Genomic DNA, 24,553 nt, shown 5'->3' with positions numbered 1-24,553 from the left:
AGAAGGTAGAGAGAGTCTTTGGTGTATTTCGCTATATCGTAATGACCGTGTATAGAAGTCAAGATCACTTCTCTGGATTCGTGACAAGACCCGCATGTGGATCAATGTGTCGCACGATTGATTTGAGCCAGATCAGTTCAAGAAAGTGAACCTCGTAATAGAGTGTGCCTGGAAAGTGTTGAACCCATCCATCGCTTGCAGCGGATTGGAGAGAATGACTTGATGGGTTAGGTGTTACAGGTTCGCGGCGTAATCGTTTCCGCAAAGCCTGCGTGACTTGATCCCTCTGCGCGGTTAAGATATACACCTTGCGTTTCGCAGAGAATCCGCGAAAAGCGACATACACCATTTCATAAGCAATTAGATATGCAATGACAGAGTACATGGCCTGATCCCAACCAAATACAACACCTGCAGCCGTTAGAATCAGCAAGTTAAACAGCATGATTATTTTTTCGATAAGCATCCGTTTCCCGCTAAATAAACGTTCGGGTGGTCGAGAAGACGGATCACCGATTTCCAGCGTATCCAGTGTCCCGCCATAACGCACCACTAGTCCAATTCCTATTCCCAGACATAACCCGCCGAACATCGCTGCGGCAAGTGGATGTTCTACTAGTGGTGGCATGGGATGAAGCACGATGGCACCGATCGAAAAGACAACCAGACCCAACACAGTAACGAGTACAAACTTTTTCTGCACGATCTTGTAGGAAATAAATATAAATGGAACGTTGAATAAGAAGAGGAATAATCCAATTCTCATCTCAGTCCAATGGGCAAATAACGATGAAATGCCCGTAATGCCTCCAATAATAATCTTATTGGGGTGAAGGAACAATTCAAGTCCCACGGAGGCCAGAATACCACCTGCTATCACAAGTAAAAGGTTTAACAGGCGACGACTTGATGAGATTCTGGTCTTGGCGGTGTGTGGCGCCGGATTAGCCGATATCAGAGGTGCTTTCATACGTCATCCTCCTTTGTGCGGTTCCGAGCCCTTCTCCCTGGGTGAATCACAGAAAGATCGGCGTAGAGCCGCGAGTTGCTATATAATGTCTATTCCACATAGACATGTCATCCTTCTTTTTGCAAAACTTTAGGTTCTTCTTTTTTCTTGCGTGTGTCCTTGAACTTAAATATTTTATCCAAAATTCTAAACACATGTTTGGACTCTTTGGTCAACAATGGTCCAAGGATTGCCAGAATGAGTACATACAACGCAGCAAACGGTTGAATCATTGCCATCAGTCCCCCGGCTTTACCCATGTTGGCCAAGATAATGGAAAATTCACCACGTGACACAATGGTTAATCCAATATTAGCCGATGCTTTTGGAGATAACCCTGCGCTACGTCCAGCCAGCATGCCTGCAAGGAAATTACCAAACAATGTAAGAGCTACTGCAATCAGAGCTAGCCACACGGCATCGCCACCCAGAGACAACGGATCAATGGAGAGCCCGAAGCTGAAGAAGAAAATGGCTCCAAAGAAGTCACGGAACGGCAGAATCAAGTGCTCAATCCGTTTAGCGTGTTCCGTTTCAGCCAGAACGAGTCCGACTAACAAGGCTCCAATGGCTTCAGCGACATGGATCGTTTCGGAAAATCCAGCTACAAGGAACAATGCTCCAAATACGACTAGAGAGAAGAGTTCGTTGGAGCGGATTTTGAGCACCTTGTTAAGCAGTGGTGTTGCTTTGCGTCCAAGAATAATCACAATTAACATGAACCCAAGGGCAATAAGCGCGGACATAATGACGCCTCCGACGGAGGATGAATCACTGAGTACCAATCCGGACAAGATCGAGATGTACACGGCGAGAAACACATCTTCAAACATGATGATTCCCAGTATCATTTCAGTCTCCGGATTAGCTGTACGTTTCAGATCGACGAGTACCTTGGCTACAATGGCACTTGATGAAATGGTGGTGATACCCGCAATAACCAATGCTTCTGCAACTGGGAAACCGGAAACAAAACCGAATATTAATCCCAGCGTAAAGTTAATACCGATGTAGATCGAGCCACCTACTGCAATAGAGCGACCCGATTTCACCAACCGTCCTACCGAAAATTCAAGTCCGAGATAGAAGAGTAGGAATAGAATACCGATCCGACCCATGAAGTCGATAAAAGGCTGACTCTCGATGAATCGGAAGTCTAGATGCCAGATTTTCATAGCATGTGGACCAACAGCCATACCGATCAAAATATAAAAAGGAACAACGGAAAAACGTAGTTTAGCAGATAGGAGTCCGGCTGCTGCAATGAGCACCAGCGCCAGACCCACTTCGAATATCAAATGGTCCATTCACTCACCCCCTCCCGCTCAGGAGGAGGGATTTGAACAGTTTCTGCTGGTTACGTTCGCCGACAGCGACAACCGTCGATTCTGCAGTGATCACGACCTCCGGACCGGGGCTAATATGTTTTTTGTGGTTTTTCTCAACAACGGCAATAACCGTTGCTCCAGAGTTTTGACGTACATCTAGTTCACCGATGGATTTACCGATACATCCGTAGGAAGCCTCAATTTTGTACCATTCAATGATCAGGTCATCAAAAGTAACTTCAATATTCTCAAGCTGTTTTGGCTTATAGGTCAAGCCGCCGACAATAGCAGCAATCTGTCTTGCTTCATAATCATCCAGTGTAATCATGGAGATGCTTTGGTCTGGATCATCATACTCAAAGTGATACATTTCACGACGTCCATCATCGTGAATAATAATTACAATTTTATCGCCACTACTCGTTTCAATCTGGAATTTCTTACCGATACCTGGTAGATCCGTTTCGCGTACATCCATGGATAGTTGCCTCCTTAAAATGAGGGCTGGCCACAGAAGAAAGGCTTATTTCCCGTAAATAGAATGATCTAACGATTGGAAAGAAACATTAAATATGCGGGTAAACAGAGCCAGGAACTCCTGACACACAGCCGTAATGTTTTGAATTCAATTCTTAAATATGGGTATGACAAAAGAGTGCTACAAAGATTGGCATCCAAGCCAATAGGGTATTATTATCTAACTTAGCTAAAAGGGTAATGAGTTATGCACAAGTATTCCGTCTTTTAAATAAACGAAGAGGAGCCTCTATGCAAAGCAACCTTAAATACGCTGCAACGACTAGCGAAGAGTGTACACGTATTTTGGTGCTATAGGAGTGGGGGAAACATACATACTGGTGTATTTAATAGGTAGCAGAATTAATCTGCGCTTAAACAGACAAATCAACGGTTTAAAGGGCAGACGTGGTGTTGGAATCCGCAGAATCAATAGTAATGCAAGCACAAGAAAGACAGGTTTCTTATGCATTACCGCAAGGAGTTTAGCCATCACTTGTGGGTATCTACGGATGACGGGCTTCTGTTGAGACTCTGGAATCTGAACCATTATTTCCTTGTTAGAGTTCGAATCAACAGATACACCGACAGCGGATTCTGTCTGCATCGGAATAGGGAAACACAGGGCTTGGAATACGCACAAAATGATAATCAAAACGCTGCGAACAATTCTTGGTTGTGTTCTCATTCTGGCTTCCCCCCTTTTCCGTGAAACATACTGTTATAAAAATAATAACACATTTTTGGCTGATCTCCAAACCACTTTCGAAAATACAATGCAATTTTTTGTGAATAAAGACTCCATATGATCAGCAACATGTAGTATAAAACTAGGAAAAAAGCCGCTAGATCTTGTACTTTAGAACGATTAAGAGTGAATGTGGCAAAATGCTGAAATATACTGAGAAATCATGACATGCTTTCCATCAATCCGCTTCGTATATCCCCATACACCTTGCCATATACTTTGAACAGGACGGAAAGGAGTGATTCTTGTGGAACTGTTTACCGTGTGGACAGATGTATCCGGGCAAGAGGAAGCGGATCAATTTCATCACTGTATCAAGGAAAAAACCAAAGGTTTACATATAAGTAAAAGAGGCTTCAGGCTCACCTTCAAACATAATGATGGAAGGGCAGTCTGGGTATGCAGAGGCAATGAGAATCACAATGACTTCCAGCAATGGCTACCACAAATTAGTGAATTATTTGCTAATGGCTTGGCTGATTTTATTATGCTTACCCGCGAACGACATATGGTGGAAGACATGATCTCCAAAGCATGCTCCGTCATGGATGAGCACGAAGTAGAGAAGGTAAACCGAATTTGTATGCCGCTTTTGATCAATGGTGATCTGGATCAGCCAGGGCTCCGTGATCGTCGACGCTCAACACTCGCAAGTGGATTGAAGAGGGATTTGGAGGATGTTCATTTTTTTCATCTAGATGGCATTGTGAACTTTCGAATGAAGCAATACAAACAAGAGCTACATGAGCTGGTGGAGTATGCTCTAGATGAGTTTTGGATGGATCGACAGTACGAAGAATTTATGGGATTGCTTAAATATTTTGTTTTCTTTCAGGAAGCGAAAGTGCCTCTAATTCATCTCGTTCATAAAGGAAAGCATGAATTCCAAGTATATGATGCTGCGCTTAATCTGTTGCCTGTGCAAAAAGATGAGCAGGTTGTGGTGGAGATGCCTGGACTGGAACTGGAGATGGATATAGAAGATATGATCGTGAGTACGCTTATATCGATCTCGCCTGAGAAAGTGATGCTGCATACCAGCACAGTGGATATGCCCATTATTACTACCATTCGTCAGATCTTTGAGGACAAGGTGCAGTTATGCCATCATTGCCCGGAATGCGAGGTACTGCGTGCGGGTTTATTGACTGGTCTTGACGCAAGCGATCTCGGCAATTATAATAACTGTTGATCCACGAATTATGGGTCGAGTTACTTATAATGATTAATGAACTAAAAGCGTTGACAAAGATATGAGCCACTCGAATGGTCGGTGCAGAGAGAGGGAACTTTGGCTGAAATTTCCTCCAGATTCCACGTTTGGTTTACCCCTTTGTAGTTGCGGTTTTGAAAGCGGAATGTAGAGAGCCAATGGAACGATCAAATGGAACTTAGCCGTGAGTAAGGATCTGCCGGGTCATGCCCGTTATCGTCATGCCAATGAGGGCTGTATATCCAGATCGGATAAGTCAGCTGAATTAGGGTGGAACCACGAGTATATTACACTCGTCCCTTTACCGGGACGGGTGTTTTTTGCGTTTTTTGCCTTCGTGCGAAAGATCGCAATAGATAATCAGTCCATTATTGAATGGACAAAGGTTACATTTACAGGAGGAATGAGACAAATGGCAGTTAACATTAAACTCCCTGATGGTTCCGTACGTGAGTACGCCGAGGGAAGCACGATTGAAGATGTAGCGGCTTCGATTAGTAGTGGCCTGCGCAAAAATGCTGTAGCAGGTAAATTGGATGGCATCGTGGTGGACTTGTCCACAACGCTTCATGAAGGTGCGCTGGTAGAGATCGTAACGTTGGATTCTCCGGAAGGTCTGGAAGTGATGCGTCATAGTACAGCTCACTTGATGGCCCAAGCAGTGAAGCGTCTATACGGTAACAAAGAGGTTCATCTGGGTGTAGGTCCTGTTATTGAAGATGGCTTCTATTATGATATGGATCTGGAACAACCACTCAATCCTGAAGACTTGCAGAAGATTGAGAAGGAAATGGAACGGATCGTTAATGAGAATTTGCCGATTGTTCGTAAGGAAGTTAGCCGCGCTGATGCAATCAAAACGTTTGAAGAAGTGGGCGATCCTTACAAACTTGAATTGATTCGTGCTCTACCCGAAGATAGCGTAATTACGATCTACGAGCAAGGTGAATTTTTTGACTTGTGCCGTGGACCACACGTACCGTCTACAAGCAAAATTAAAGTGTTTAAGCTGATGAATGTTGCTGGTGCATACTGGCGCGGAGACAGCAAAAACAAAATGTTGCAACGGATCTACGGTACTGCGTTTGTGAAGAAAGCACAGTTAGATGAACATCTGCACTTGCTTGAAGAAGCTCGCAAACGTGACCACCGCAAATTGGGTAAAGAGCTGGAAATGTTCACATTCTCTCAATTGGTGGGACAAGGTCTGCCAATCTGGTTGCCTAACGGTGCCAAATTGCGTCGTACATTGGAACGTTATATTGTAGATTTGGAAGAAAGTCTGGGATACCAGCACGTATACACACCAGTTCTTGGTAATGTGGAGTTGTATAAAACGTCTGGTCACTGGGAGCACTACCAAGAGGATATGTTCCCCAAAATGGTTATGGACAATGAGGAACTGGTTCTTCGTCCAATGAACTGTCCTCACCATATGATGGTGTACAAGTCCAGTATGCATAGCTACCGTGATCTTCCGATCCGGATTGCTGAGCTTGGTATGATGCATCGTTATGAAATGTCAGGAGCACTTACAGGGCTTCACCGTGTACGCGCGATGACATTGAATGACTCTCACATCTTTGCACGTCCAGATCAAATTAAAGAAGAGTTCGCTCGTGTAATCGAGTTGATTCAAACCGTGTATAAAGACTTTGGTATTCATGAATACCGCTTCCGTTTGTCATATCGTGATCCACAAGATACAGAGAAGTACTTCCAAAATGATGAAATGTGGGAAATGTCCCAACGTATGTTGCGTGAAGTTGTGGAAGAACTGGATTTACCATTCTACGAGGCTGAAGGCGAAGCAGCATTCTATGGTCCGAAGCTGGATGTTCAGATCAAAACGGCACTGGGCAAAGAAGAAACGCTCTCTACCGTACAACTGGACTTCCTGTTGCCAGAGCGCTTTGAGCTTGAATATGTTGGAGATGACGGACAGAAGCATCGTCCAGTCGTTATTCACCGCGGCGTAATCAGCACAATGGAGCGCTTTACAGCGTTCTTGCTCGAGAACTTTGCTGGAGCATTCCCGCTGTGGCTCTCTCCAGTGCAAGCAAAAGTAATTCCGGTATCGGGCAACTTCGAAGATTATGCGCGTGAGGTTGAAGAGAAGCTGAAACGTGCGGGGATCTCGGCAGAAGCAGACTTGCGGAATGAGAAGTTGGGATACAAAATCCGTGAAGCTCAGCTTGAGAAACTTCCTTACATGTTTGTCGTTGGGGAAAATGAGCGTAATGCGGGTAGTGTCTCTGTGCGTAAGCGTGGAGAAGGCGACCTCGGCATGAAGCCACTCGACGAAATTATAGCTCAGCTTAAGGAAGAAATTACGACACGTCTCGTGTAATGTTCTAAAAAAATATGGTTATCACCGTCTGGTACAGTGGATTCGTCTGCTGTACCAGACTTTTTTTATTTTGCCAGATACCTGTATAACGTGTTTGCTTTTTGGAAAACCTTTGCAGTGAGGGGAGGTTTTATAATGAAAAAGCAATTTATATTACAACAGTGCAGGTTAAGATTACTGATCTCATGGTGTGTGATAGCCGCCGGATTAGTCTTAGGTATAAATCAGGCAGAGGCGTATACATTCGAAGAGGAAAATGAAGTGAGGCATGTTGAAAATCGTTACAGCAGTAGTCCAAACGTAGTACATGTAGAAAAGCAAGAAATCAAGTTGCCTGAGAAATATAGTGATCAAGCTCAGTTAACTACAATGGTCTACATGGGTTTATTGTGGTCTCCGCAGCCGATTGTCATCCCTAAACCTGTGATGCCTGGCAAACAAGTTGTTCTGGACCCGTCCATGCCTGTTTTGGCTCCTCGTTCAGAGCAAGTGCTTGGCACACAAAAGGTAACGGCAACGGGTTATACCGCTGGAATTGAGTCGACGGGAAAAGGGCCTAAGCACCCTCAATATGGGATTACATATTCTGGTGTGAAGGTAAGGCGAGATAAGGAGACAGTCTCCACTATCGCTGCCGATCCCAAATTGTTTCCTTTAGGTTCTATCCTTTATATTCCTGGTTATGGCTATGGGATTGTGGCAGATACAGGATCAGCCATTAAGGGCAACAAAATTGATCTTTATTTCCCTACAACGAAGCAGGTATACAAGGAGTGGGGCAAAAAGGATGTAGAAGTTCAGGTAATCAAGCAGGGCGGCGGAAAATGTACGGAACAAATGTTGGACGAGCTGTCGCAAGCGATCGATGTGTATAAATCGGTACCTGATTCATGGCTTGATAAAGCGGTATGATTTTGGAAGTTTCAATCGATGAATAAGCGGGGGGCTCTCTTCACATAATACTCTCTGGGGACGAACCCCACGACTCAGCAATGAGACGTAAATATGAAGAGAGAGGTGATTGTTGTGGCTAAGAAATCCCAAGGTTACAAAACGCCAAACGAGAAGTACAATGCGGAGTTTGGTCAAGAGAACGTAGCGAGCAAAATTAAACAATCCGAGCAAAACAAAGTGAAGGACAATTTTCAAACACCTGATGAAAAATATAACGCTGAGTTCGGCGTAGAAAACACAGGCAAAACACAAAAGTAAGCTGCACACAAACACCTTGGAGAATGTTCTCCAAGGTGTTTTATTATGTGTATATACTTCAAGTACATATGGGAAACGACATAAAAAAACCATAAATATCCTGTGGACTCGGTCTAGAGACTGAGATGAGTTCCATCTGCCGCCGCTGTTATCAGAGCCTCGTCTGAGGTACACTGGATACAGAATACAGACGAAGGAGACATGAGCGATGAAACGATCTACGCGGGACCGCTGGTGGGTGGGCATACCCCTCATAGCTATTGGTGCAATGATCTTGTTCAGACAATTGGGATATGACATTGATATAGGATACATTTTTAGAACTTACTGGCCGTTGTTTTTAATCTGGTGGGGAGCCAAAGGAATTTCTGAAATCCGGCGCAATGGGGGCTACGCTTTCATCGGTCCTGTTATCGTATTGTTGATTGGGGGTTACTTTTTGGCACGCAACCTGGGATGGATCGACTACTCAATGGGAGAGTTTATCCGCTATTTGATTCCTGTGATGCTGATCGGCGGAGGATTGTTTGTATTGGTTGGGCCACGGCGACGTGATCGAAAGCATCATGACAAAATGCAGTCACCTCCACCACCTGAACAGCCTTATCAGCCATTATCACCAGAAGATCTAGAGATGCAGTCTACATTTGATGAACAATTTGAGAAAACATTTGGCAAACCAAAGCAAGAACAGAAGCATGATCCATATGGTTCTTACCATACAGATCAAGAACATTCAAATTCTTATGAGCATCAACAATATAAAAAGCACAGCACACATGGTTCAGCGAACAAAAAATATGGGAAATTCGATTCGAGTGATCCATATGGTCAGCACTCCAACGATTATGGGAACTACGACGGCTATGGCGATACGATTAATAAGTCTGCCTTCATTGGCGATCTGGACATGGGGCAAGAAGTATTTACGCTGAAGCCAATGAACATCTCCGCATTTATCGGGGACACGGTGATTGATTTGACAAAAGCACAGATCCCGTATGGGGAGACCAAGATTGTGATCTCGAACTTTATAGGGGATGTCAAAGTATTCGTGCCCGAGGATATGGATCTTGGTATAACCGTGACAACCAATTCCTTCATTGGTGATATGTCATTGCTCAACCAGAAACGTGGTGGTTTCATGAGCAGTGCTCAGGCTGAAACTGCACATTATCGTGAAGCAGGCAAAAAGGTGCGGATCATTGTGAGCGTATTTATTGGTGATGTCAAAGTTAATAAGGTGGGTTAACACATGATTCGAACGATTCTCAAAGCGAATAAATGGGAACTGATGATGTATTTTGCGCTAACCGGTCTGATTACACTTGGCGGCTTCTACTTATTATATGGAGAAGTGCTCTCCGGTGAGAGCCGTCAACGTGCTTGGACCTATGTTGGTGTAGTTGTGTTAGCCACCATTGTTACTGGATATATTGCCGCTCTGCGGCTACAACGCAAAATTGATCTGTTGGATCTCAACATGCTGAAAGTATCTAAAGGTAATCTGACAGTTCGTATGCCTGAAGCAGACGATGCTTCGTTTGGTCGGGTATACCAAGAATTCAATGTGATGATGGATTCTATTGAGAAAAAAATGAGGTTGCTTCAGCGCCTCGGTGAGCAGGAAGTCATTGAGAAGGAACAGGCCTCAGAGCGAGCTGTTATCGAAGAGCGCAAACGAATGGCAAGAGACCTACATGATACAGTAAGTCAGCAGTTATTCGCGATGCATATGTCGGCTTCATCACTACCGCGTCTGTTGGAGATAAATCCGGAACAGGGACGTAACGTGCTGGATCAACTCATTCAGATGTCCCATATTGCACAGCGGCAGATGCGAGGGCTTATTGCACAACTTCGACCAGTCGAGCTGGAGGGACGTGATCTATCTGCTGCACTGGATAGCTGGTTTCCTGATTACTGCAGGCAGAATGGCCTCAAGGGTGTGAAAGAGCTGGAACTGGATGGCGGAATTTCGGATGCCATTGAGCACCAGCTATTTCTTGTTATTCAGGAGGCTGTTGCGAATGTGGTGAAGCATGCCGAAGCAGGGCTTGTTAGTTTGTCGATCCGAGAAAGTGAACATCAGATCAGCATGAGCATTAGTGACGATGGGCAAGGTTTCTTGCAACAAGCCGACCGTCCGGGGTCTTATGGGTTATCCACGATGCGTGAGCGGGCAGAGAAGCTTGGAGGACAGGTACAGATTATATCGAAGCCGGGAGCGGGAACAACGGTACGGGTGTTCATCCCGAAATTTCCGAATGAATCAGAGGGGGAGACCGAATGAGCGGAAAAGTGAAGGTAATGATTGTGGATGATCATGATATGGTTCGCATGGGGTTGAAGACGTATCTTATGCTGGAGCCGACATTTCATGTGATTGGAGAGGCGGGTAACGGGGAAGCGGCACTGCACCATTTGCGTAAGCTGGATGAGAGTGGGATGCCTGATCTAATCTTGATGGATCTGATGATGCCCGTAATGAATGGTGCAGAAGCAACGCAGGCCATCATGAAGGAATTCCCGGCTATGAAAATTGTAATGTTGACGAGTTTTCTCGAAGATGATCTGGTTGTACAGGCCATTGAAGCGGGTGCTGTGAGTTATGTGTTGAAGACTGTATCTGCCGAGGAATTGATCTATGCCCTGCAAGGTGCCTACCGTGGAATGCCAGTCATGACAGGAGATGTTTCACAGGCGTTAACGCGTGGAATTAGACAGCGTACCGCCCGGGAGAGTGAGTCCGGTCTCACCGAACGAGAAAAAGAAGTGTTGCTGCTAATTGCAGAAGGTAAGACAAATAAGGACATCGGCGAAGAATTACATATTAGTATCAAAACCGTCAAAACACATGTCAGTAACCTATTGATGAAATGTGAAATGGATGATCGAACACAACTGGCAATCTATGCTCATCGTCAAGGATGGGTTAAGACGAAGGATTAAAATGCTGGTCGGACGGGAAAAATGAACTTATAGAGGTTGTTCAAAAAGTCCGCTTTTGATTACGAAGGATGCCTGATGGCATCATCAGCATCAAATATGGAATTCAACCGAAATAAGTGGATGCTTACGCAGCTTGTTTCCTTCGGAAACATGTAGTTGCTCACGTAGCCCTCCTACGCTCCGCTACTCCATTTCTAGTTTCATCCCATCTTTTCGGTACTGAAAATCGTACTTTTTGAACATGAACTTATTATGATAGGCTTTTATCTCCTTTTTAATTGTTTTTAAGGTACAGTTAAGGTTTAAAGTACAAAATAAGGACAGTTAAAGATTATCTCTTACGAAGAAGAGATTGGGAGGTAGAGAGGCATGGACGAACGTAATTATAGATCAAGCCGTCAAGACGAGGAAAATGAAACAAAGCAAACGGAGAACCGTAATTCTTCCGGATCGGACGATTCCTCATATTATTATTCTTATGGACCTTTTCAGTCCGTGAATCAGGAAGATACAGCAAGTCATCAAGGGGATACGAACCAGCGTGCAGAAGGTGACGTGCAGATTACAAGACCTGATCCTGTGAAGCCGGTACCTTCATATTACAGTCAAGGATCTTCCGAAGAGGCTAGTCGAGGTAAGGCAGGAAACGGTGGTGGAAATGGCGGTAACGACGGCAAAGGTGGGAATTGGAACTATAACAATCGTCGCCCACGCTCGTCCGTCAGATCCCTTATGTTCTCCTTCATTGCAGGGATGTTAGTTATTACTGTTCTAATGTACGTGGCGGACACAACGAACATGTTCACACCGCAAGCATCAATGACAAGTGCCCAAAGCGAGAGCGCAAGCAAAGAGTCTTCTACAAACACGGGTGGAGGCAACAATGTAACGGCATCGCTCTTGCCTACAGGTAAAACGGATGTGTCATCCGTTGTGACGAACACTAGCCCGGCTGTAGTCAAGATTGAGACATTGGCGAAGCAATCAACTCGTAGTGGTGGTTACCAAGGCGGTTCTACGATGAGTGACCCACTATATCAATATTTCTTCGGTAATGGTGGAACCAATGGTAACCAAGACCAAAATCAGCAGCAGCAGCAACAACAGCAACAGCAAAGTAGCAATCAACTTGTCCCACTGGGCATTGGTTCTGGATTTATTTTTGACAAAGAAGGCTATATCCTCACGAACCAGCACGTAGTCCAAGGTGCAGATGTTATTCAGGTAACTTTAGAGAACAATAGTAAGCCTTATGAAGCTAAACTGCTGGGAAGTAGCTTTGATCTTGACCTAGCTGTACTGAAAATTGAGAAAAACAGTGGCGATGCTGATTTCCCTGTAGCTCCATTAGGTGATTCCAACAGCACACAGGTCGGTGAATGGCTTGTGGCGATTGGTAACCCTGAAGGATTCGAGCACACTGTTACTGCAGGTGTTCTGAGTGCGAAAGAACGTACAATTAGCATTCCAGACGAAGAAACAGGCAAAACACGTGAATACAGTCACTTGCTGCAAACAGATGCGTCGATCAACCCTGGTAACTCCGGTGGTCCATTGCTCAACCTTAATGGTGAAGTAATCGGTATGAACGTTGCCGTGAGTGCAGATGCGCAAGGAATTGGATTTGCTATTCCTTCGAGTGTAATTTCGGAAGCAGTGAAATACCTGAAAGAAAACAAAGAAGTTCCAAAAGAGCCAGTACCGTTCATCGGTGCATCTCTGATGGCACTCACACCTGAAGTTGCTAAACAAATGGGAACTGACATTACTGAAGGTTCTGTAGTAGCAAGCACGATCTATCAATCTCCGGCTTATCAAGCAGACCTGCGGGCATATGACATCATTACAGGTGCCAATGGTACGCCGTACAATACAAGCCAAGACTTGATCGATTTCATCAAGAAACAGGAAATTGGTAGTGAAGTAACGTTGAACGTCGTTCGTGACGGTAAGAAAATGGATATCAAGATTAAGATCGGTAACAAAAACGATTACGATACTTCACAAACTTCAAATGAACAACAACAAACGCAACCTTAATCGTTGAAAGACGGTTGTTGCAAAAACAGATAAGCGGAAGGGTTTGAGGGCCCTTTCGCTTTTTTTGCCTCAAGATGCAGATTGTGCTTCTGCCTGTTACAATAGGAATAAAATGTAGGATAAAGGAGAAAGACCATGCGCTCAACTATTCTGATTGTTGATGATGATGAAAAAATCGTGTCCATGCTTCGTCGGGGGCTGGCATTTGAAGGTTATGAAGTACAGACGGCTTCCAATGGAGCTGAGGGTCTCAGTAAACTGATGGATAAGGAACCGGATATTGTCGTTCTAGATGTCATGATGCCCCAGATTGACGGATTTGAGGTGTGCCGGAGATTACGAGAAGCGGGCAGTAAAGTGCCAGTTCTCATGCTAACGGCCAAAGACGAAGTACAGAGCCGGGTAACAGGACTGGATACGGGAGCGGATGATTATTTGGTTAAACCGTTTGCCCTTGAAGAGCTGCTTGCTCGTGTTCGTGCACTGCTACGCCGTAAAGCGGACATTGTCGATAAACAGGACAACCGACTTGTGTACGAGGACATCATTCTCGATAATGATTCCCGTGAAGTGTTGCGTGATGGACAACGGTTAGAACTTACTGCCAAGGAGTTTGAACTTCTGAATTTATTTATGCAAAATCCAAAAAGAGTGTTATCCCGTGATCTCATTATGGACAAAATCTGGGGCTATGATTACAGCGGAGAATCTAATGTTCTAGAAGTATATATCGCGATGTTAAGACAAAAAACTGAAGAGTATGGAGGCAAACGCTTGATCCAGACCATTCGGGGAGCGGGTTATATCCTAAGAGGTGATTCCTGATATGTCCATTCGGTTAAGATTAACCGCATGGTATTCGGGTATTTTGGCAGCCGTGCTTATCTTCTGGGCCGTCGTGATTTATGCTTTTGTCTATTTTAACTCTTATCAGGAAGTGGAACAGCAACTAAAGGTTAAGAGCGAACGCATTACAGAACAAATTGGTGTTAATCCGCTTTCTCAATCGCTCGACCTAGATCCATTTACAGAAAGTCAGCTTCAAGAAGCACAGATCTATATTCAACTGGTGGATTATCAGAGCAGATCGATCAAGATCTCAGGAAATATGGAGAAGGCTGGCATTGATTTTCCTGTTGTGGAGCTGAAGGACATACGGGAACAGCGAGGCATATCCAAAATATATGTGCATGGCACTCCCTTTCTCGTGAATCAACAGCCGTTGTCCCTTCAAGGAACGAATGAAATTAGGGGACTTCTGCAAGTGGGAGCCAATGTTACTTCCCAGGAGCGACTTCTGGAAGCACTGCGTAATATATTGATCTTTGGCTGGCTTGTGGCTATGGCTCTTGCCATTACATCGGGGCTTATTTTGGCTCGTAAATCCATGCGGCCGCTGGTTAATGTAATTGATGCTGCGAATCAGATTCAGTCAGGAAATGACCTAAGTGTCCGTATTCAATACACAGGGCCGAAGGATGAGATTGGCCGGCTCATTGAAACAGTGAATAACATGCTTGAACGGACAGAACTATCCTTCCGGGGCTTGGAAGAGACCAATACAGCTCAACGGCGTTTCGTATCTGATGCATCGCATGAGCTACGTACGCCACTTACGACAATACGTGGTAACGTAGATTTCCTCAAGAAGCTGTGGGATCAGGAAAGTACGGATCGTCCGAATCTTGATGAAGAAACGGTTAAAGAGATGTCGCTTGAGGCGATTGAGGATATGGCAGATGAGGGGAAACGGATGAGCCGGCTGATTAGTGACATGTTGTCACTGGCGAGAGCGGATACCGGTCAGAAGATTGAGCTGAATCCAATTCCATTGCAGATTCTAGTGCAGGAAGTGGCTCGCAGATCCCAATTCCTAGATCGTCAATCCGAATGGCGTCAGGGCGATCTATCGATCCTCAACGGGATCTATGTCAATGGCAGCAAAGATTATTTGCAGCAAATGCTGTTTATTTTTATTGAGAATGCGTTTAAATACACTCCGGAAGGGTCAGTCACACTTGACGCTATATTGTACAAAGGTCAGGTAGGGCTGCGTATTAGTGATACAGGCATTGGAATGGAGCGAGACGAGGTACCGTTTATCTTTGACCGTTTCTATCGTGCAGATGAATCACGCGGAGCGACACCAGGAATCGGCTTGGGGCTATCAATTGCCAAGTGGATCATTGAAGAGCATCATGGCTCGGTAGAAGTCGTCACTAAACGTGGAGAAGGTACCACATTTATTATCTGGTTGCCTGTTGTCTTTGCTCCCCCTATCGAATAAAGGTATAATAGAGTGGACTGCAATTACATCGGCAAGCTTGCCGAAGAAAGAAAGCGGGTGGCAACCAAAGTGGAAGTACTGCGAATTTCGCCAAGGGGATATTGTTACGGAGTTGTGGATGCCATGGTTTTGGCACGTCAGGCTGCACGTAATCTAGATCTACCCCGGCCTATATATATATTGGGAATGATTGTTCACAACAAACATGTGACAGATTCTTTTGAAGATGAAGGCATCGTTACACTGGATGGACCTAATCGGATGGAAATTTTGAGTCAGGTGGAGAGTGGCACTGTTATTTTTACAGCCCATGGTGTATCTCCAGAAGTCCGTAAGCTGGCACGTGATAAAGGCTTGACTACAGTGGATGCAACTTGTCCAGATGTTACGAAAACTCATGACCTTATTCGTGAGAAGACGGCTGAAGGGTATCAGATTATCTATATCGGCAAAAAGAACCATCCAGAACCTGAAGGCGCCATTGGTGTTGCTCCAGATCAGGTTCATCTGATTGAAAAGGAAGAAGAGATCGATCAGTTGAATGTACCAAATGGCAAGATTCTGATTACCAATCAGACTACAATGAGCCAGTGGGACATCAAACATATTATGAGTCGTCTTCTGGAGAAGTTTCCAGGTGCCGAAATCCACAATGAAATATGTCTCGCAACACAGGTTCGTCAGGAAGCTGTAGCTGAACAAGCAGGACAATCGGATCTCGTTATCGTTGTTGGTGATCCGCGGAGTAATAACTCAAACCGACTAGCTCAGGTATCCGAAGAAATCGCGGGTGTAACAGCTTACCGTGTGTCTGACGTAGCTGAGATTCAGCAGGAGTGGCTGAAGGGCGTGAACAAAGTAGCGGTTACCTCGGGCGCTTCAACGCCGACACCGATCACGAAGGAAGTTATTACTTATCTGGAGCAGTATGAGCATGATCAACCAGAGACGTGGGAAATTAAACGTACTGTGAATATGAGTAAACTGTTACCACCTGTGCGTGAGAAAACACGTACGACCTAAAACCAGAATGAATCTTGCGCTAGTCTTCCATTGCCTTTGGAACCTAGCTCGCAAGATTCTTTTTTTTGGATGATGTGCAAACGTATGAGGTCCTTGACGAAGAAGGCTGACTATGGTATATTTACTTTAGTGATTAAAAGCTTAAAAGCGAACAAGCGTTTAAGCGTGATAGAGAATAGTTAATAATCAGATGCACTTTATTTAGTGCTTTTATTGTTCGTAATCAGAAACGAACATATTGAACAACCTCACATACAAGGAAGGATGGGAATATATTATGATCGTTATTGCAGGCAAAGCTACTCCGGAGGAACAGATTCAGGATATTGTAGCCGTAATTGAAAAGGAAGGTCTTCAAGTTCATATTTCACGGGGAGAAGATCGTACAATCATCGGCTTGATCGGCAAAGTAGAACCTAAAATGCAGGAGCATCTTCGTCAAATGAAGGGTGTAGAGAATGTAGTCAAAATCTCGAAGTCTTACAAATTGGCAAGTCGTGACTTCCACCCAGAAGATACAGTGATCTCAATTAAGGGCGTTGACATTGGCGGTAAGGAACTTGTTGTCATGGGTGGACCATGTGCGGTTGAATCCGCTGCACAGATCGATGAGATCGCTGGTCTGGTGAAAGCAGCAGGAGGACAGGTGCTTCGTGGCGGTGCGTTTAAACCACGTACAGGTCCATACAGCTTCCAAGGTACAGGCGTGGAAGGTTTGATCATGATGGCTGAAGCAGGTAAGAAGCATGACCTGTTAACCATCACAGAAGTCATGACACCGGAATATGTAGATATCTGTGCAGAGTACGCTGATATTCTGCAAGTAGGTACACGTAATATGCAGAATTTTGATCTGTTGCGTAAATTGGGCGAGTGCGGTAAACCTGTACTGTTGAAACGTGGATTCAGTGCGACTTATGATGAGCTATTAAATGCGGCAGAATACATTCTAGCAGGCGGTAACCCCAATGTAATGCTCTGTGAGCGTGGGATCCGTACTTTCGAATCATACACTCGTAACACGCTCGACCTGTCAGCAATCCCTGTATTGCAGTCTCTGAGCCATCTGCCGGTCATTTCAGACCCAAGTCACGGTACTGGACGTCGTGAGCTCGTTGAGCCAATGACGAAGGCTTCCGTTGCAGCGGGCGCAAATGGTCTGATCATTGAGATGCATACGGATCCGGATAACTCCATGACAGGAGACGGTGTACAGTCGTTGTTCCCTGATCAATTTGCCAACCTATTGCAGGATCTTGAGAAGTTGGCACCGATCGTAGGTAAAACATTCAACACAGCTAAACAACCAGCAGAGTTCTTCCCAGCTAGAGTCGGCGTATAATTTATATGTAAGCTATATGTGCAATAATTCCGGACATCTTCAGGCCGTTCATTCAACATGAATGCAGCTTAAGGATGTCCGGTTTTTCATTCTTTTGGGCATTGAATGGATTTATTAATCAATAGTGATAAGAAACATTTATGATGTGAAGTTTTTTCCACAATTTAGGTGTAAATACGCCTGCTTTACCGCATTAAATCGATTAAATATAACTTGTACAAGTTGTTATATGAAGTTAGTGTATTTATAAAATGTGAGTATATCTAACATCTTCGCAAAAAATACCTTACATAAGTATTGACGATGTCATGTTTGAGATTTTATAATGACGACAGAAAAAAATTCGAATATGGACATTTTCATTAGTGGGGTTGTTTATTGTTCGGAATATTTGGGAGGACGAATACATGTCGGTTGAAAACGTATTGAAATCAATTCAAGAGAACAACATCGAGTGGGTAGATTTTCGTTTTGTAGATTTAGCTGGTCGTGCACATCACATCTCGTTGCCAGCTTCGGCTGTTGATGCAGACACATTCGTAAATGGAGTAGCTTTTGACGGTTCTTCTATCCAAGGTTTCCGTGGAATTGAAGAGTCCGATATGGTTATGATGCCAGACCCTGAAGCGACATATGTCGATCCGTTCACAGCACACCCTACATTGAATGTTATGTGTGATATCTTCACACCTGATGGTGAGCGTTATGAGCGTGACCCACGCAGCATCGCTGTTAAAGCAGAAGCTTTCCTGAAAGAAAGTGGCGTTGGTACAGCAGCATTCTTCGCACCTGAGTCTGAGTTCTTCATCTTCGACGATGTACGTTACGAGAGCGGTACGAACAGTTCTTCTTACTATGTTGATTCCGAAGAAGCATCTTGGAACACAAACCGCAAAGAAGAAGGCGGTAACTTGGGCTTCAAAGTTCGCACTAAAGGCGGATATGTTCCAGTAGCTCCAGTTGATACTCAACAAGATATTCGTAGTGAAATGTGTCGTCTCCTGGAAGAAGCAGGTTTGTCGATCGAGCGTCATCACCATGAAGTGGCGACAGCAGGTCAAGCCGAAATCAACTTCCGCTTTGATACGTTGAAGAAAACAGCAGATAACCTGCTTGTATACAAATACATCGTGCACAACACTGCACGTCAATATGGCAAAGTAGCTACATTCATGCCAAAACCATTGTTTGGTGACAACGGTAGCGGTATGCACGTACACCAATCCATCTTCGATGGCGATTCCCCATTGTTCTATGACAAAGCGGGATATGCTAACTTGAGTGAAATGGCTCTGCACTACATCGGAGGCATTCTGTACCATGCTCCAGCGCTGATCGCTTTGACTAACCCTAGTACGAACTCATTTAAACGTCTCGTACCTGGTTATGAAGCACCAGTTAACTTGGTTTACTCCAAAGGTAACCGTTCTGCAGCAGTTCGTATCCCAGTTGCAGCAGTGACACCTAAAGGTTGTCGTATCGAGTTCCGTACACCTGACTCCACAGCTAACCCTTACCTGGCATTCTCCGCAATGTTGATGGCGGGTCTGGACGGAATCAAACGTAAAATCAACCCAACAGAGCTTGGATATGGTCCACTGGACAAAAATATCTATGATCTGTCCGATGCAGATAAAGAAAACATCCGCAGCGTGCCAGCTTCTTTGGAAGAAGCGCTTGATGCACTGGCAGCTGATAACGAATTCTTGACTGAAGGCGGCGTATTCACTAAAGAATTCATTGATAACTATATCAACCTCAAACGTGATGAAGCTAAAGCGGTAGCGATTCGCATTCATCCGCACGAGTACAGCCTCTACTTCGACTGCTAATCCAGTCGGAACGGACTGTTCCTCATTCAGAAAAAGCCTCCGGGATTCGTTCTCGGAGGCTTTTCCTCGAATCGAAATGTTGTAGTGCTTTAACTTTGCAGGGTGATAAAGGAATTTGATAGCTTAGATTATGTTTTCAGTGCTTATTTCACTTGAAGCATATAGGGAATACTGATATCATAGCGATAATATTTACTTCTTATGTAAGCTATGGATGGAAAGGGCGGGGGATATTTTGACAAAGAGAGCGTATAATTTTAATGCAGGACCAGCGGCACTGCCACTTGAGGTTTTGGAGCGTGCTCAGGCGGAATTTGTTGATTTTCGTAATACAGGTATGTCGATTATGGAGATGTCCCACCGTGGAGCTGTGTACGAATCGGTACATAACGAAGCTCAAGATCGTTTATTATCTTTGCTTGGCAGCCCGAAAGGCTACAAGGTGCTATTTCTACAGGGCGGTGCAAGTACGCAATTCGCCATGTTGCCTATGAACTTGCTCGGTGCGGGTCAGACAGCCAGTTATGTGAATACAGGCAGCTGGGCTAAAAAAGCACTGTCTGAGGCTAAATTAATTGGTGAGGCTCAAGTGATCGCTTCTTCCGAAGCAGACAAATTCATGAAGCTTCCAGATGTATCGAATCTAAGCCTGCCAGAAAACAGTGCATATGTGCATTTAACATCCAATGAAACGATTGAAGGGACACAGTTCAAGGTCTTCCCAGATACAGGCTCTGTGCCTCTGATTGCAGATATGTCCAGTGATATCTTCTGTAAACCATTTGACTTGAATCAATTCGGGATGATCTACGCTGGTGCGCAGAAGAACTTGGGCCCATCGGGGATTACGGTTGTCATTGCTCGTGAAGAGCTAGTGAGTGAGTCACCTAAAACAATCCCTACGATGTTCCGTTACAGTACACATGTGGAGAATAACTCCCTCTACAACACACCTCCTTCTTTCTCGGTATATATGGTGAATGAAGTATTGAGATGGATTGAAGAGCAGGGCGGCCTGGCAGGTGTCGAGCAAAAGAATAAGAAGAAAGCCGAATTGCTCTATAATACAATTGATTCTTCCGGTGACTTCTATCGTGGTTGCGTTGATGTTAATGACCGTTCCTTGATGAACGTTACATTCCGTCTAGCGACAGAGGAGCTGGAGAAACAATTTATTAAGGCTTCTGAGCAAGAAGGATTTGTAGGTCTGAAAGGACACCGTAGCGTAGGTGGTCTGCGAGCATCTATCTACAATGCAGCTCCATATGAGAGTGTGAAAGCACTCACGGACTTTATGAACCACTTCCAACAAACGAACGGGTAAAGAGGAGAGAGTCACAGGATCAACAAGAGATTGCGCAATAAATTGCGTGTTCAAAAAGGTCGTCATCCTTCGTAATTAAAAGCGGACTTGTTGAATAACCTCTTAAAACGTTGCAACTGTGCCTTTCCAGAGCCTTCCACATTGACGTGTGGAGGGCTTTTCTTTAAGATTAAGGGATTGTCGTTAAACATGAATGAAAAAGGAGATCGAACCTATATGGCTTTACACATTGTTCTGGTTGAGCCCGAGATTCCTGCGAATACGGGCAATATATCCCGCACATGCGCGGCTACCGGCATCCACCTACATCTGGTTCACCCACTGGGGTTTCGTACGGATGACGCTACACTGAAACGTGCAGGCTTGGATTACTGGCATGCTGTACACATCGAATATCATGATTCTTTTGCTGAAGTTCAAGAGAAATACCCTGAAGGACGATTTTTCTACGCAACGACGAAGGCGAAGAATCGGTATAGCGATTTTGAATTCCGTGATGGGGATTTCCTCGTTTTTGGTAAAGAAACCAAAGGACTTCCGCCGGAACTTATTGCAGCTAACCCAGAAACGTGCATGAGAATGCCAATGACAGGTGACGTACGGTCGTTGAATCTCTCAAACTCCGCAGCGATTATCGCATATGAGGCATTGCGTCAACTGGAATTCCCGGGTCTAGATTGATCGGGTTCCGTCCTGCTAATTAGGTTACGAATGGTCAAAAAAAACATTTTTCAAAAAAAAGGACAAAAAATGTTTATTTCCAGCAGGATTCGACAAAATGTTGGCGAATCTATAAACTTAGTACAAATGTACCTAGAAATTTAGAGTGAGATAGGAGAGGTGTGCCGTAGCTATGAAGCCAGCTGGAGTCGTTCGCAAAGTTGACCAATTGGGTAGGATCGTATTGCCTAAATCTTTGCGTAAAAGGTATCAAATGAATGAAGGAGATCCTGTAGAGATCCTAGTTCAAGGGGATCATATTATTTTGGAGAGATATCGTCCGAAATGTATTTTCTGTGGATCAATGGAAGAAGTCAATGAGTTCAAAGAGCGTTACATATGCGCACAATGTTTAGATGAAATGACCCAGCTTCCACAGCACGGGTAATAAGATTACGTCATGGAGAAGCGCTCCATGGCGTTTTTTCTTTTTGAAGGCTAGACAGACTAACAGATGGATATGAGAGAGAGAAGCCAAATATATGTAGCTGAGATCCTGAGCATTACTTAAGTTAGGATGGGGAGAATCTCAGTCCATACGGCATCAAGAATCTTCTGCATTTGATCTTCTTCACTGTTGATTGCGATGACAGCTTGCTGTGTAGGCAACATGATACACAGTTGACCGTGAGCACCGTCAGCACGGTATGCATCATGCGAACACATCCAGAATTGAAACCCGTAACCCTTACCCCAATCAGCGTCTCCAGATGTGATCATCTGTCTACGTGTAGCACATTGAATCCACTCAGCAGGTATAAGCTGCTGCCCCTTCCAGTTGCCCTCTTGAAGAAGCAATTGTCCGAATCGACTTAACTCCTCATTGCTAATCCAAAGACCCGCACAACCCAAAGTAACGCCAAGTGGAGAGGTTTCCCAATCGACATCATGTATACCCAGTGGTTCAAATAAGCGTGGGGTTAGATAGTCTTTCACGGTTTGGCCAGTTGCTGCTTGAAACAGAGCCGAGATCATGAAGGTATCCCCACTACTGTAGGTAAATTGTTTCCCTGGCATTCGATCCAAGGGTAGCGACATGTAATATTTGACCCAATCCTTCTCTTCCAAAGAGGCGCGTTCTTCTACGTGTAGTGGAGGATTGTCATGTCCAGAAGACATACGAAGTAGATCCACCAACATTAACTGCTGTGGCGGAAACATCGTCTCGGTGATGGAGGTGGGACTATCGTATGTGAAATAATCGCCAAGTGTTGAATTTAGGTGAAGTAAGCCTTCTTCGATCGCAAGACCAACAGCCATGCATGTGAAGGATTTACTAATGGAATGTTGTAATCGTCGAGTGTCTTGATTGAGATCCCATTGTGCAATGAGATCTCCTTTATGTAATACGCGAGCGGATAACACGTTAAGACGTTCATTCATGATTTTATGAACAAATCCATTTAGCTTGTTAGTCATTTATAAACCACCTTCCGCAGGATGAAACCCTAGTGAACTAGGTTGGTGAAACGTTTCCTTAATCAAATGCAAAATTAGGGTTTATGTTAGTACATTCCGGGTTTGATGTCAATGAATGATGAGCAAACGGTTACGCATAAGCAGTTACCCATCAGAAAAAGTGCCTTTTGGCGCAATTTATTGGCTGTGGAACTTATTTTTTAACAAAAAAAGCGCGAAAAATGTAAAAAGGTTATTGACAGGATTTACTGATCGGGATTATGATTTATTCGAAACGATTCGAAGAAATCGCTTCCAAGTGAATTATGGCTTTTCCAAGTCCATATATATTAAAGTTGATTGAATTTGAAACGATTCGAGAGAATCGTTTCGATAACCCAGCAAACAACAGGGGAATCTACGACATGCTGCAGGCAAACAGCGCAAAAGAGTAGAGTGAAGGCGGCAGTCGATAATGAAAGGGGTTACAAATGGCGCATATAACGATCGAAACGGGATCACCCACGTTATGCATGAATACGAGCATACATGTTGTGTCCAGTGACTCTGGAGAGACTTCAGGCGGTACGCTATATCTGCTGCATGGAGCAGGCGATAATGCAAGTACATGGCAGCGTCTGACCACAATCGAAATGTACGCTCAGCAGTATGGCTGTACCATCATTATGCCAGAAGCGAATCGAAGCTATTACACGGATATGGAATACGGCCTGAATTACTTCCACTACATCACTCAGGAGTTGCCTGACTTATGCAAGCGTCAGCTTAATCTGAATTCCGATCCAGCGAAGACGTATGTTGCCGGTTTATCTATGGGTGGATATGGTGCGCTGAAATGTGCACTGACTTATCCAGAACGATATCGCAAAGTCGTTTCCTTATCGGGTGTGACAGATATTCAGAAACGTTTACAAGATCCGATGATGCCTCCAGGCATGATCAAAGAAATGAAAGCGGTTTTTGGTGAACAGTTGGTAGTGAAGCCTAATCAGGATCTGTACACCTTGTCAGCCAACTTGCTGCAGCTGGGTGGAACTTTACCCGATATTCTGAGTTGCTGCGGTGATCATGATCCATTTGTCGAGATGAATCGAGCATTTGCCCAATATATGCAGGATACCGCTTTTGAATTTCGGTATGTGGAGACACCAGGCACTCATGAATGGAGATTTTGGGAACAGCACCTAAGAACGATGTTTGATTTTCTGTATAACGACAAGACCAAAGTAGAGTGAGGA

General features: G+C 44.5%; 22 protein-coding genes. 17 read left to right on the top strand and 5 right to left on the bottom strand.

From position 1 onward, the window contains the following. Positions 1–64 precede the first annotated feature (64 nt). The 4 genes from MH215_RS18170 to MH215_RS18155 all read right to left on the bottom strand — a co-directional run bounded on the left by MH215_RS18170 (position 65) and on the right by MH215_RS18155 (position 3,541). The gene (locus MH215_RS18170) at positions 65–970 is read right to left on the bottom strand and encodes a YitT family protein (protein ID WP_239292311.1); all 906 of its coding nucleotides are present in this window, start codon (positions 968–970) and stop codon (positions 65–67) included. A 107-nt stretch (positions 971–1,077) separates the two neighbouring features. Then, complete coding sequence (locus MH215_RS18165) at positions 1,078–2,316, bottom strand: cation:proton antiporter (protein ID WP_056698529.1); 1,239 nt, start codon at positions 2,314–2,316, stop codon at positions 1,078–1,080. 4 nt (positions 2,317–2,320) lie between these two features. After that, a complete protein-coding gene (locus tag MH215_RS18160; protein WP_056698525.1) occupies positions 2,321–2,815 on the bottom strand; it encodes a cation:proton antiporter regulatory subunit in 495 nt (164 codons plus the stop codon). Between the two features lie 321 nt (positions 2,816–3,136). Then, entirely contained in the window at positions 3,137–3,541 is a 405-nt protein-coding gene (locus MH215_RS18155; RefSeq protein WP_239292309.1) for a hypothetical protein, read from the bottom strand. Positions 3,542–3,848: 307 nt separating this feature from the next. On the opposite strand from MH215_RS18155, the gene MH215_RS18150 reads away from it, so the two are divergent. From MH215_RS18150 to MH215_RS18075, 16 genes are all read left to right on the top strand, one after another. Then, positions 3,849–4,793 (top strand): putative sporulation protein YtxC, encoded by a 945-nt coding sequence (locus MH215_RS18150; RefSeq protein WP_056698521.1) that lies wholly within the window; start codon positions 3,849–3,851, stop codon positions 4,791–4,793. Positions 4,794–5,226: 433 nt separating this feature from the next. Then, a complete protein-coding gene (thrS, locus tag MH215_RS18145; protein ID WP_056698518.1) occupies positions 5,227–7,164 on the top strand; it encodes a threonine--tRNA ligase in 1,938 nt (645 codons plus the stop codon). A 369-nt stretch (positions 7,165–7,533) separates the two neighbouring features. Beyond that, complete coding sequence (locus MH215_RS18140) at positions 7,534–8,076, top strand: 3D domain-containing protein (protein WP_082560488.1); 543 nt, start codon at positions 7,534–7,536, stop codon at positions 8,074–8,076. Between the two features lie 93 nt (positions 8,077–8,169). Further along, positions 8,170–8,376 (top strand): hypothetical protein, encoded by a 207-nt coding sequence (locus tag MH215_RS18135; RefSeq protein ID WP_235540651.1) that lies wholly within the window; start codon positions 8,170–8,172, stop codon positions 8,374–8,376. A 208-nt stretch (positions 8,377–8,584) separates the two neighbouring features. Then, positions 8,585–9,628 carry a cell wall-active antibiotics response protein LiaF gene (gene liaF, locus MH215_RS18130; RefSeq protein ID WP_239292305.1) on the top strand — a complete coding sequence of 348 codons (1,044 nt, stop codon included), beginning with the start codon at positions 8,585–8,587 and terminating at the stop codon, positions 9,626–9,628. Positions 9,629–9,631: 3 nt separating this feature from the next. Beyond that, entirely contained in the window at positions 9,632–10,669 is a 1,038-nt protein-coding gene (locus tag MH215_RS18125) for a sensor histidine kinase (RefSeq protein ID WP_056698511.1), read from the top strand. Further along, positions 10,666–11,328 (top strand): response regulator, encoded by a 663-nt coding sequence (locus MH215_RS18120; protein WP_239292294.1) that lies wholly within the window; start codon positions 10,666–10,668, stop codon positions 11,326–11,328. The genes MH215_RS18125 and MH215_RS18120 overlap by 4 nt, the downstream gene beginning before the upstream one ends. A gap of 369 nt (positions 11,329–11,697) precedes the next feature. Further along, a complete protein-coding gene (locus MH215_RS18115) occupies positions 11,698–13,368 on the top strand; it encodes a S1C family serine protease (protein WP_239292292.1) in 1,671 nt (556 codons plus the stop codon). A gap of 135 nt (positions 13,369–13,503) precedes the next feature. Beyond that, positions 13,504–14,193, top strand: a complete 690-nt coding sequence (locus tag MH215_RS18110; protein WP_056698500.1) for a response regulator transcription factor — start codon at positions 13,504–13,506, stop codon at positions 14,191–14,193. Position 14,194: 1 nt separating this feature from the next. Beyond that, positions 14,195–15,655, top strand: a complete 1,461-nt coding sequence (locus MH215_RS18105; protein WP_056698496.1) for a sensor histidine kinase — start codon at positions 14,195–14,197, stop codon at positions 15,653–15,655. 69 nt (positions 15,656–15,724) lie between these two features. Beyond that, a complete protein-coding gene (locus MH215_RS18100; protein ID WP_239292848.1) occupies positions 15,725–16,678 on the top strand; it encodes a 4-hydroxy-3-methylbut-2-enyl diphosphate reductase in 954 nt (317 codons plus the stop codon). Positions 16,679–16,955: 277 nt separating this feature from the next. Beyond that, entirely contained in the window at positions 16,956–18,020 is a 1,065-nt protein-coding gene (gene aroF / locus MH215_RS18095) for a 3-deoxy-7-phosphoheptulonate synthase (RefSeq protein WP_056698489.1), read from the top strand. Positions 18,021–18,427: 407 nt separating this feature from the next. After that, a complete protein-coding gene (glnA, locus tag MH215_RS18090) occupies positions 18,428–19,852 on the top strand; it encodes a type I glutamate--ammonia ligase (RefSeq protein WP_145047954.1) in 1,425 nt (474 codons plus the stop codon). Positions 19,853–20,084: 232 nt separating this feature from the next. Further along, positions 20,085–21,176 carry a 3-phosphoserine/phosphohydroxythreonine transaminase gene (gene serC, locus MH215_RS18085; RefSeq protein WP_239292846.1) on the top strand — a complete coding sequence of 364 codons (1,092 nt, stop codon included), beginning with the start codon at positions 20,085–20,087 and terminating at the stop codon, positions 21,174–21,176. 216 nt (positions 21,177–21,392) lie between these two features. Next, a complete protein-coding gene (trmL, locus tag MH215_RS18080; RefSeq protein WP_239292290.1) occupies positions 21,393–21,857 on the top strand; it encodes a tRNA (uridine(34)/cytosine(34)/5-carboxymethylaminomethyluridine(34)-2'-O)-methyltransferase TrmL in 465 nt (154 codons plus the stop codon). A 172-nt stretch (positions 21,858–22,029) separates the two neighbouring features. Next, positions 22,030–22,284, top strand: a complete 255-nt coding sequence (locus MH215_RS18075) for an AbrB/MazE/SpoVT family DNA-binding domain-containing protein (protein WP_024629045.1) — start codon at positions 22,030–22,032, stop codon at positions 22,282–22,284. Positions 22,285–22,403: 119 nt separating this feature from the next. Here the strand turns inward: MH215_RS18075 and MH215_RS18070 are convergent, their stop codons facing one another. Then, entirely contained in the window at positions 22,404–23,315 is a 912-nt protein-coding gene (locus tag MH215_RS18070) for a serine hydrolase domain-containing protein (protein WP_239292279.1), read from the bottom strand. A gap of 470 nt (positions 23,316–23,785) precedes the next feature. Here MH215_RS18070 and MH215_RS18065 point away from each other — a divergent pair, with 470 nt between their 5' ends. Beyond that, positions 23,786–24,550, top strand: a complete 765-nt coding sequence (locus MH215_RS18065) for an alpha/beta hydrolase (RefSeq protein WP_239292277.1) — start codon at positions 23,786–23,788, stop codon at positions 24,548–24,550. Positions 24,551–24,553 lie beyond the last annotated feature (3 nt).

Origin of the sequence: Paenibacillus sp. ACRSA (assembly GCF_022346845.1) — a bacterium.
GTDB lineage: Bacteria > Bacillota > Bacilli > Paenibacillales > Paenibacillaceae > Paenibacillus.
The sequence above is the reverse complement of the archived record's forward strand: the minus strand, read 5'-3'. Positions and strand labels throughout refer to the sequence as shown.

Coding starts and splice junctions, on each gene's coding strand:
- MH215_RS18170 (WP_239292311.1), bottom strand. CDS start 970: ATGAAAGCACCTCTGATATCGGCTAATCCGGCGCCACACACCGCCAAG.
- MH215_RS18165 (WP_056698529.1), bottom strand. CDS start 2,316: ATGGACCATTTGATATTCGAAGTGGGTCTGGCGCTGGTGCTCATTGCA.
- MH215_RS18160 (WP_056698525.1), bottom strand. CDS start 2,815: ATGGATGTACGCGAAACGGATCTACCAGGTATCGGTAAGAAATTCCAG.
- MH215_RS18155 (WP_239292309.1), bottom strand. CDS start 3,541: ATGAGAACACAACCAAGAATTGTTCGCAGCGTTTTGATTATCATTTTG.
- thrS (WP_056698518.1), top strand. CDS start 5,227: ATGGCAGTTAACATTAAACTCCCTGATGGTTCCGTACGTGAGTACGCC.
- MH215_RS18140 (WP_082560488.1), top strand. CDS start 7,534: ATGGTCTACATGGGTTTATTGTGGTCTCCGCAGCCGATTGTCATCCCT.
- MH215_RS18135 (WP_235540651.1), top strand. CDS start 8,170: ATGAAGAGAGAGGTGATTGTTGTGGCTAAGAAATCCCAAGGTTACAAA.
- liaF (WP_239292305.1), top strand. CDS start 8,585: ATGAAACGATCTACGCGGGACCGCTGGTGGGTGGGCATACCCCTCATA.
- MH215_RS18125 (WP_056698511.1), top strand. CDS start 9,632: ATGATTCGAACGATTCTCAAAGCGAATAAATGGGAACTGATGATGTAT.
- MH215_RS18120 (WP_239292294.1), top strand. CDS start 10,666: ATGAGCGGAAAAGTGAAGGTAATGATTGTGGATGATCATGATATGGTT.
- MH215_RS18115 (WP_239292292.1), top strand. CDS start 11,698: ATGGACGAACGTAATTATAGATCAAGCCGTCAAGACGAGGAAAATGAA.
- MH215_RS18110 (WP_056698500.1), top strand. CDS start 13,504: ATGCGCTCAACTATTCTGATTGTTGATGATGATGAAAAAATCGTGTCC.
- MH215_RS18105 (WP_056698496.1), top strand. CDS start 14,195: ATGTCCATTCGGTTAAGATTAACCGCATGGTATTCGGGTATTTTGGCA.
- aroF (WP_056698489.1), top strand. CDS start 16,956: ATGATCGTTATTGCAGGCAAAGCTACTCCGGAGGAACAGATTCAGGAT.
- glnA (WP_145047954.1), top strand. CDS start 18,428: ATGTCGGTTGAAAACGTATTGAAATCAATTCAAGAGAACAACATCGAG.
- trmL (WP_239292290.1), top strand. CDS start 21,393: ATGGCTTTACACATTGTTCTGGTTGAGCCCGAGATTCCTGCGAATACG.
- MH215_RS18075 (WP_024629045.1), top strand. CDS start 22,030: ATGAAGCCAGCTGGAGTCGTTCGCAAAGTTGACCAATTGGGTAGGATC.
- MH215_RS18070 (WP_239292279.1), bottom strand. CDS start 23,315: ATGACTAACAAGCTAAATGGATTTGTTCATAAAATCATGAATGAACGT.
- MH215_RS18065 (WP_239292277.1), top strand. CDS start 23,786: ATGGCGCATATAACGATCGAAACGGGATCACCCACGTTATGCATGAAT.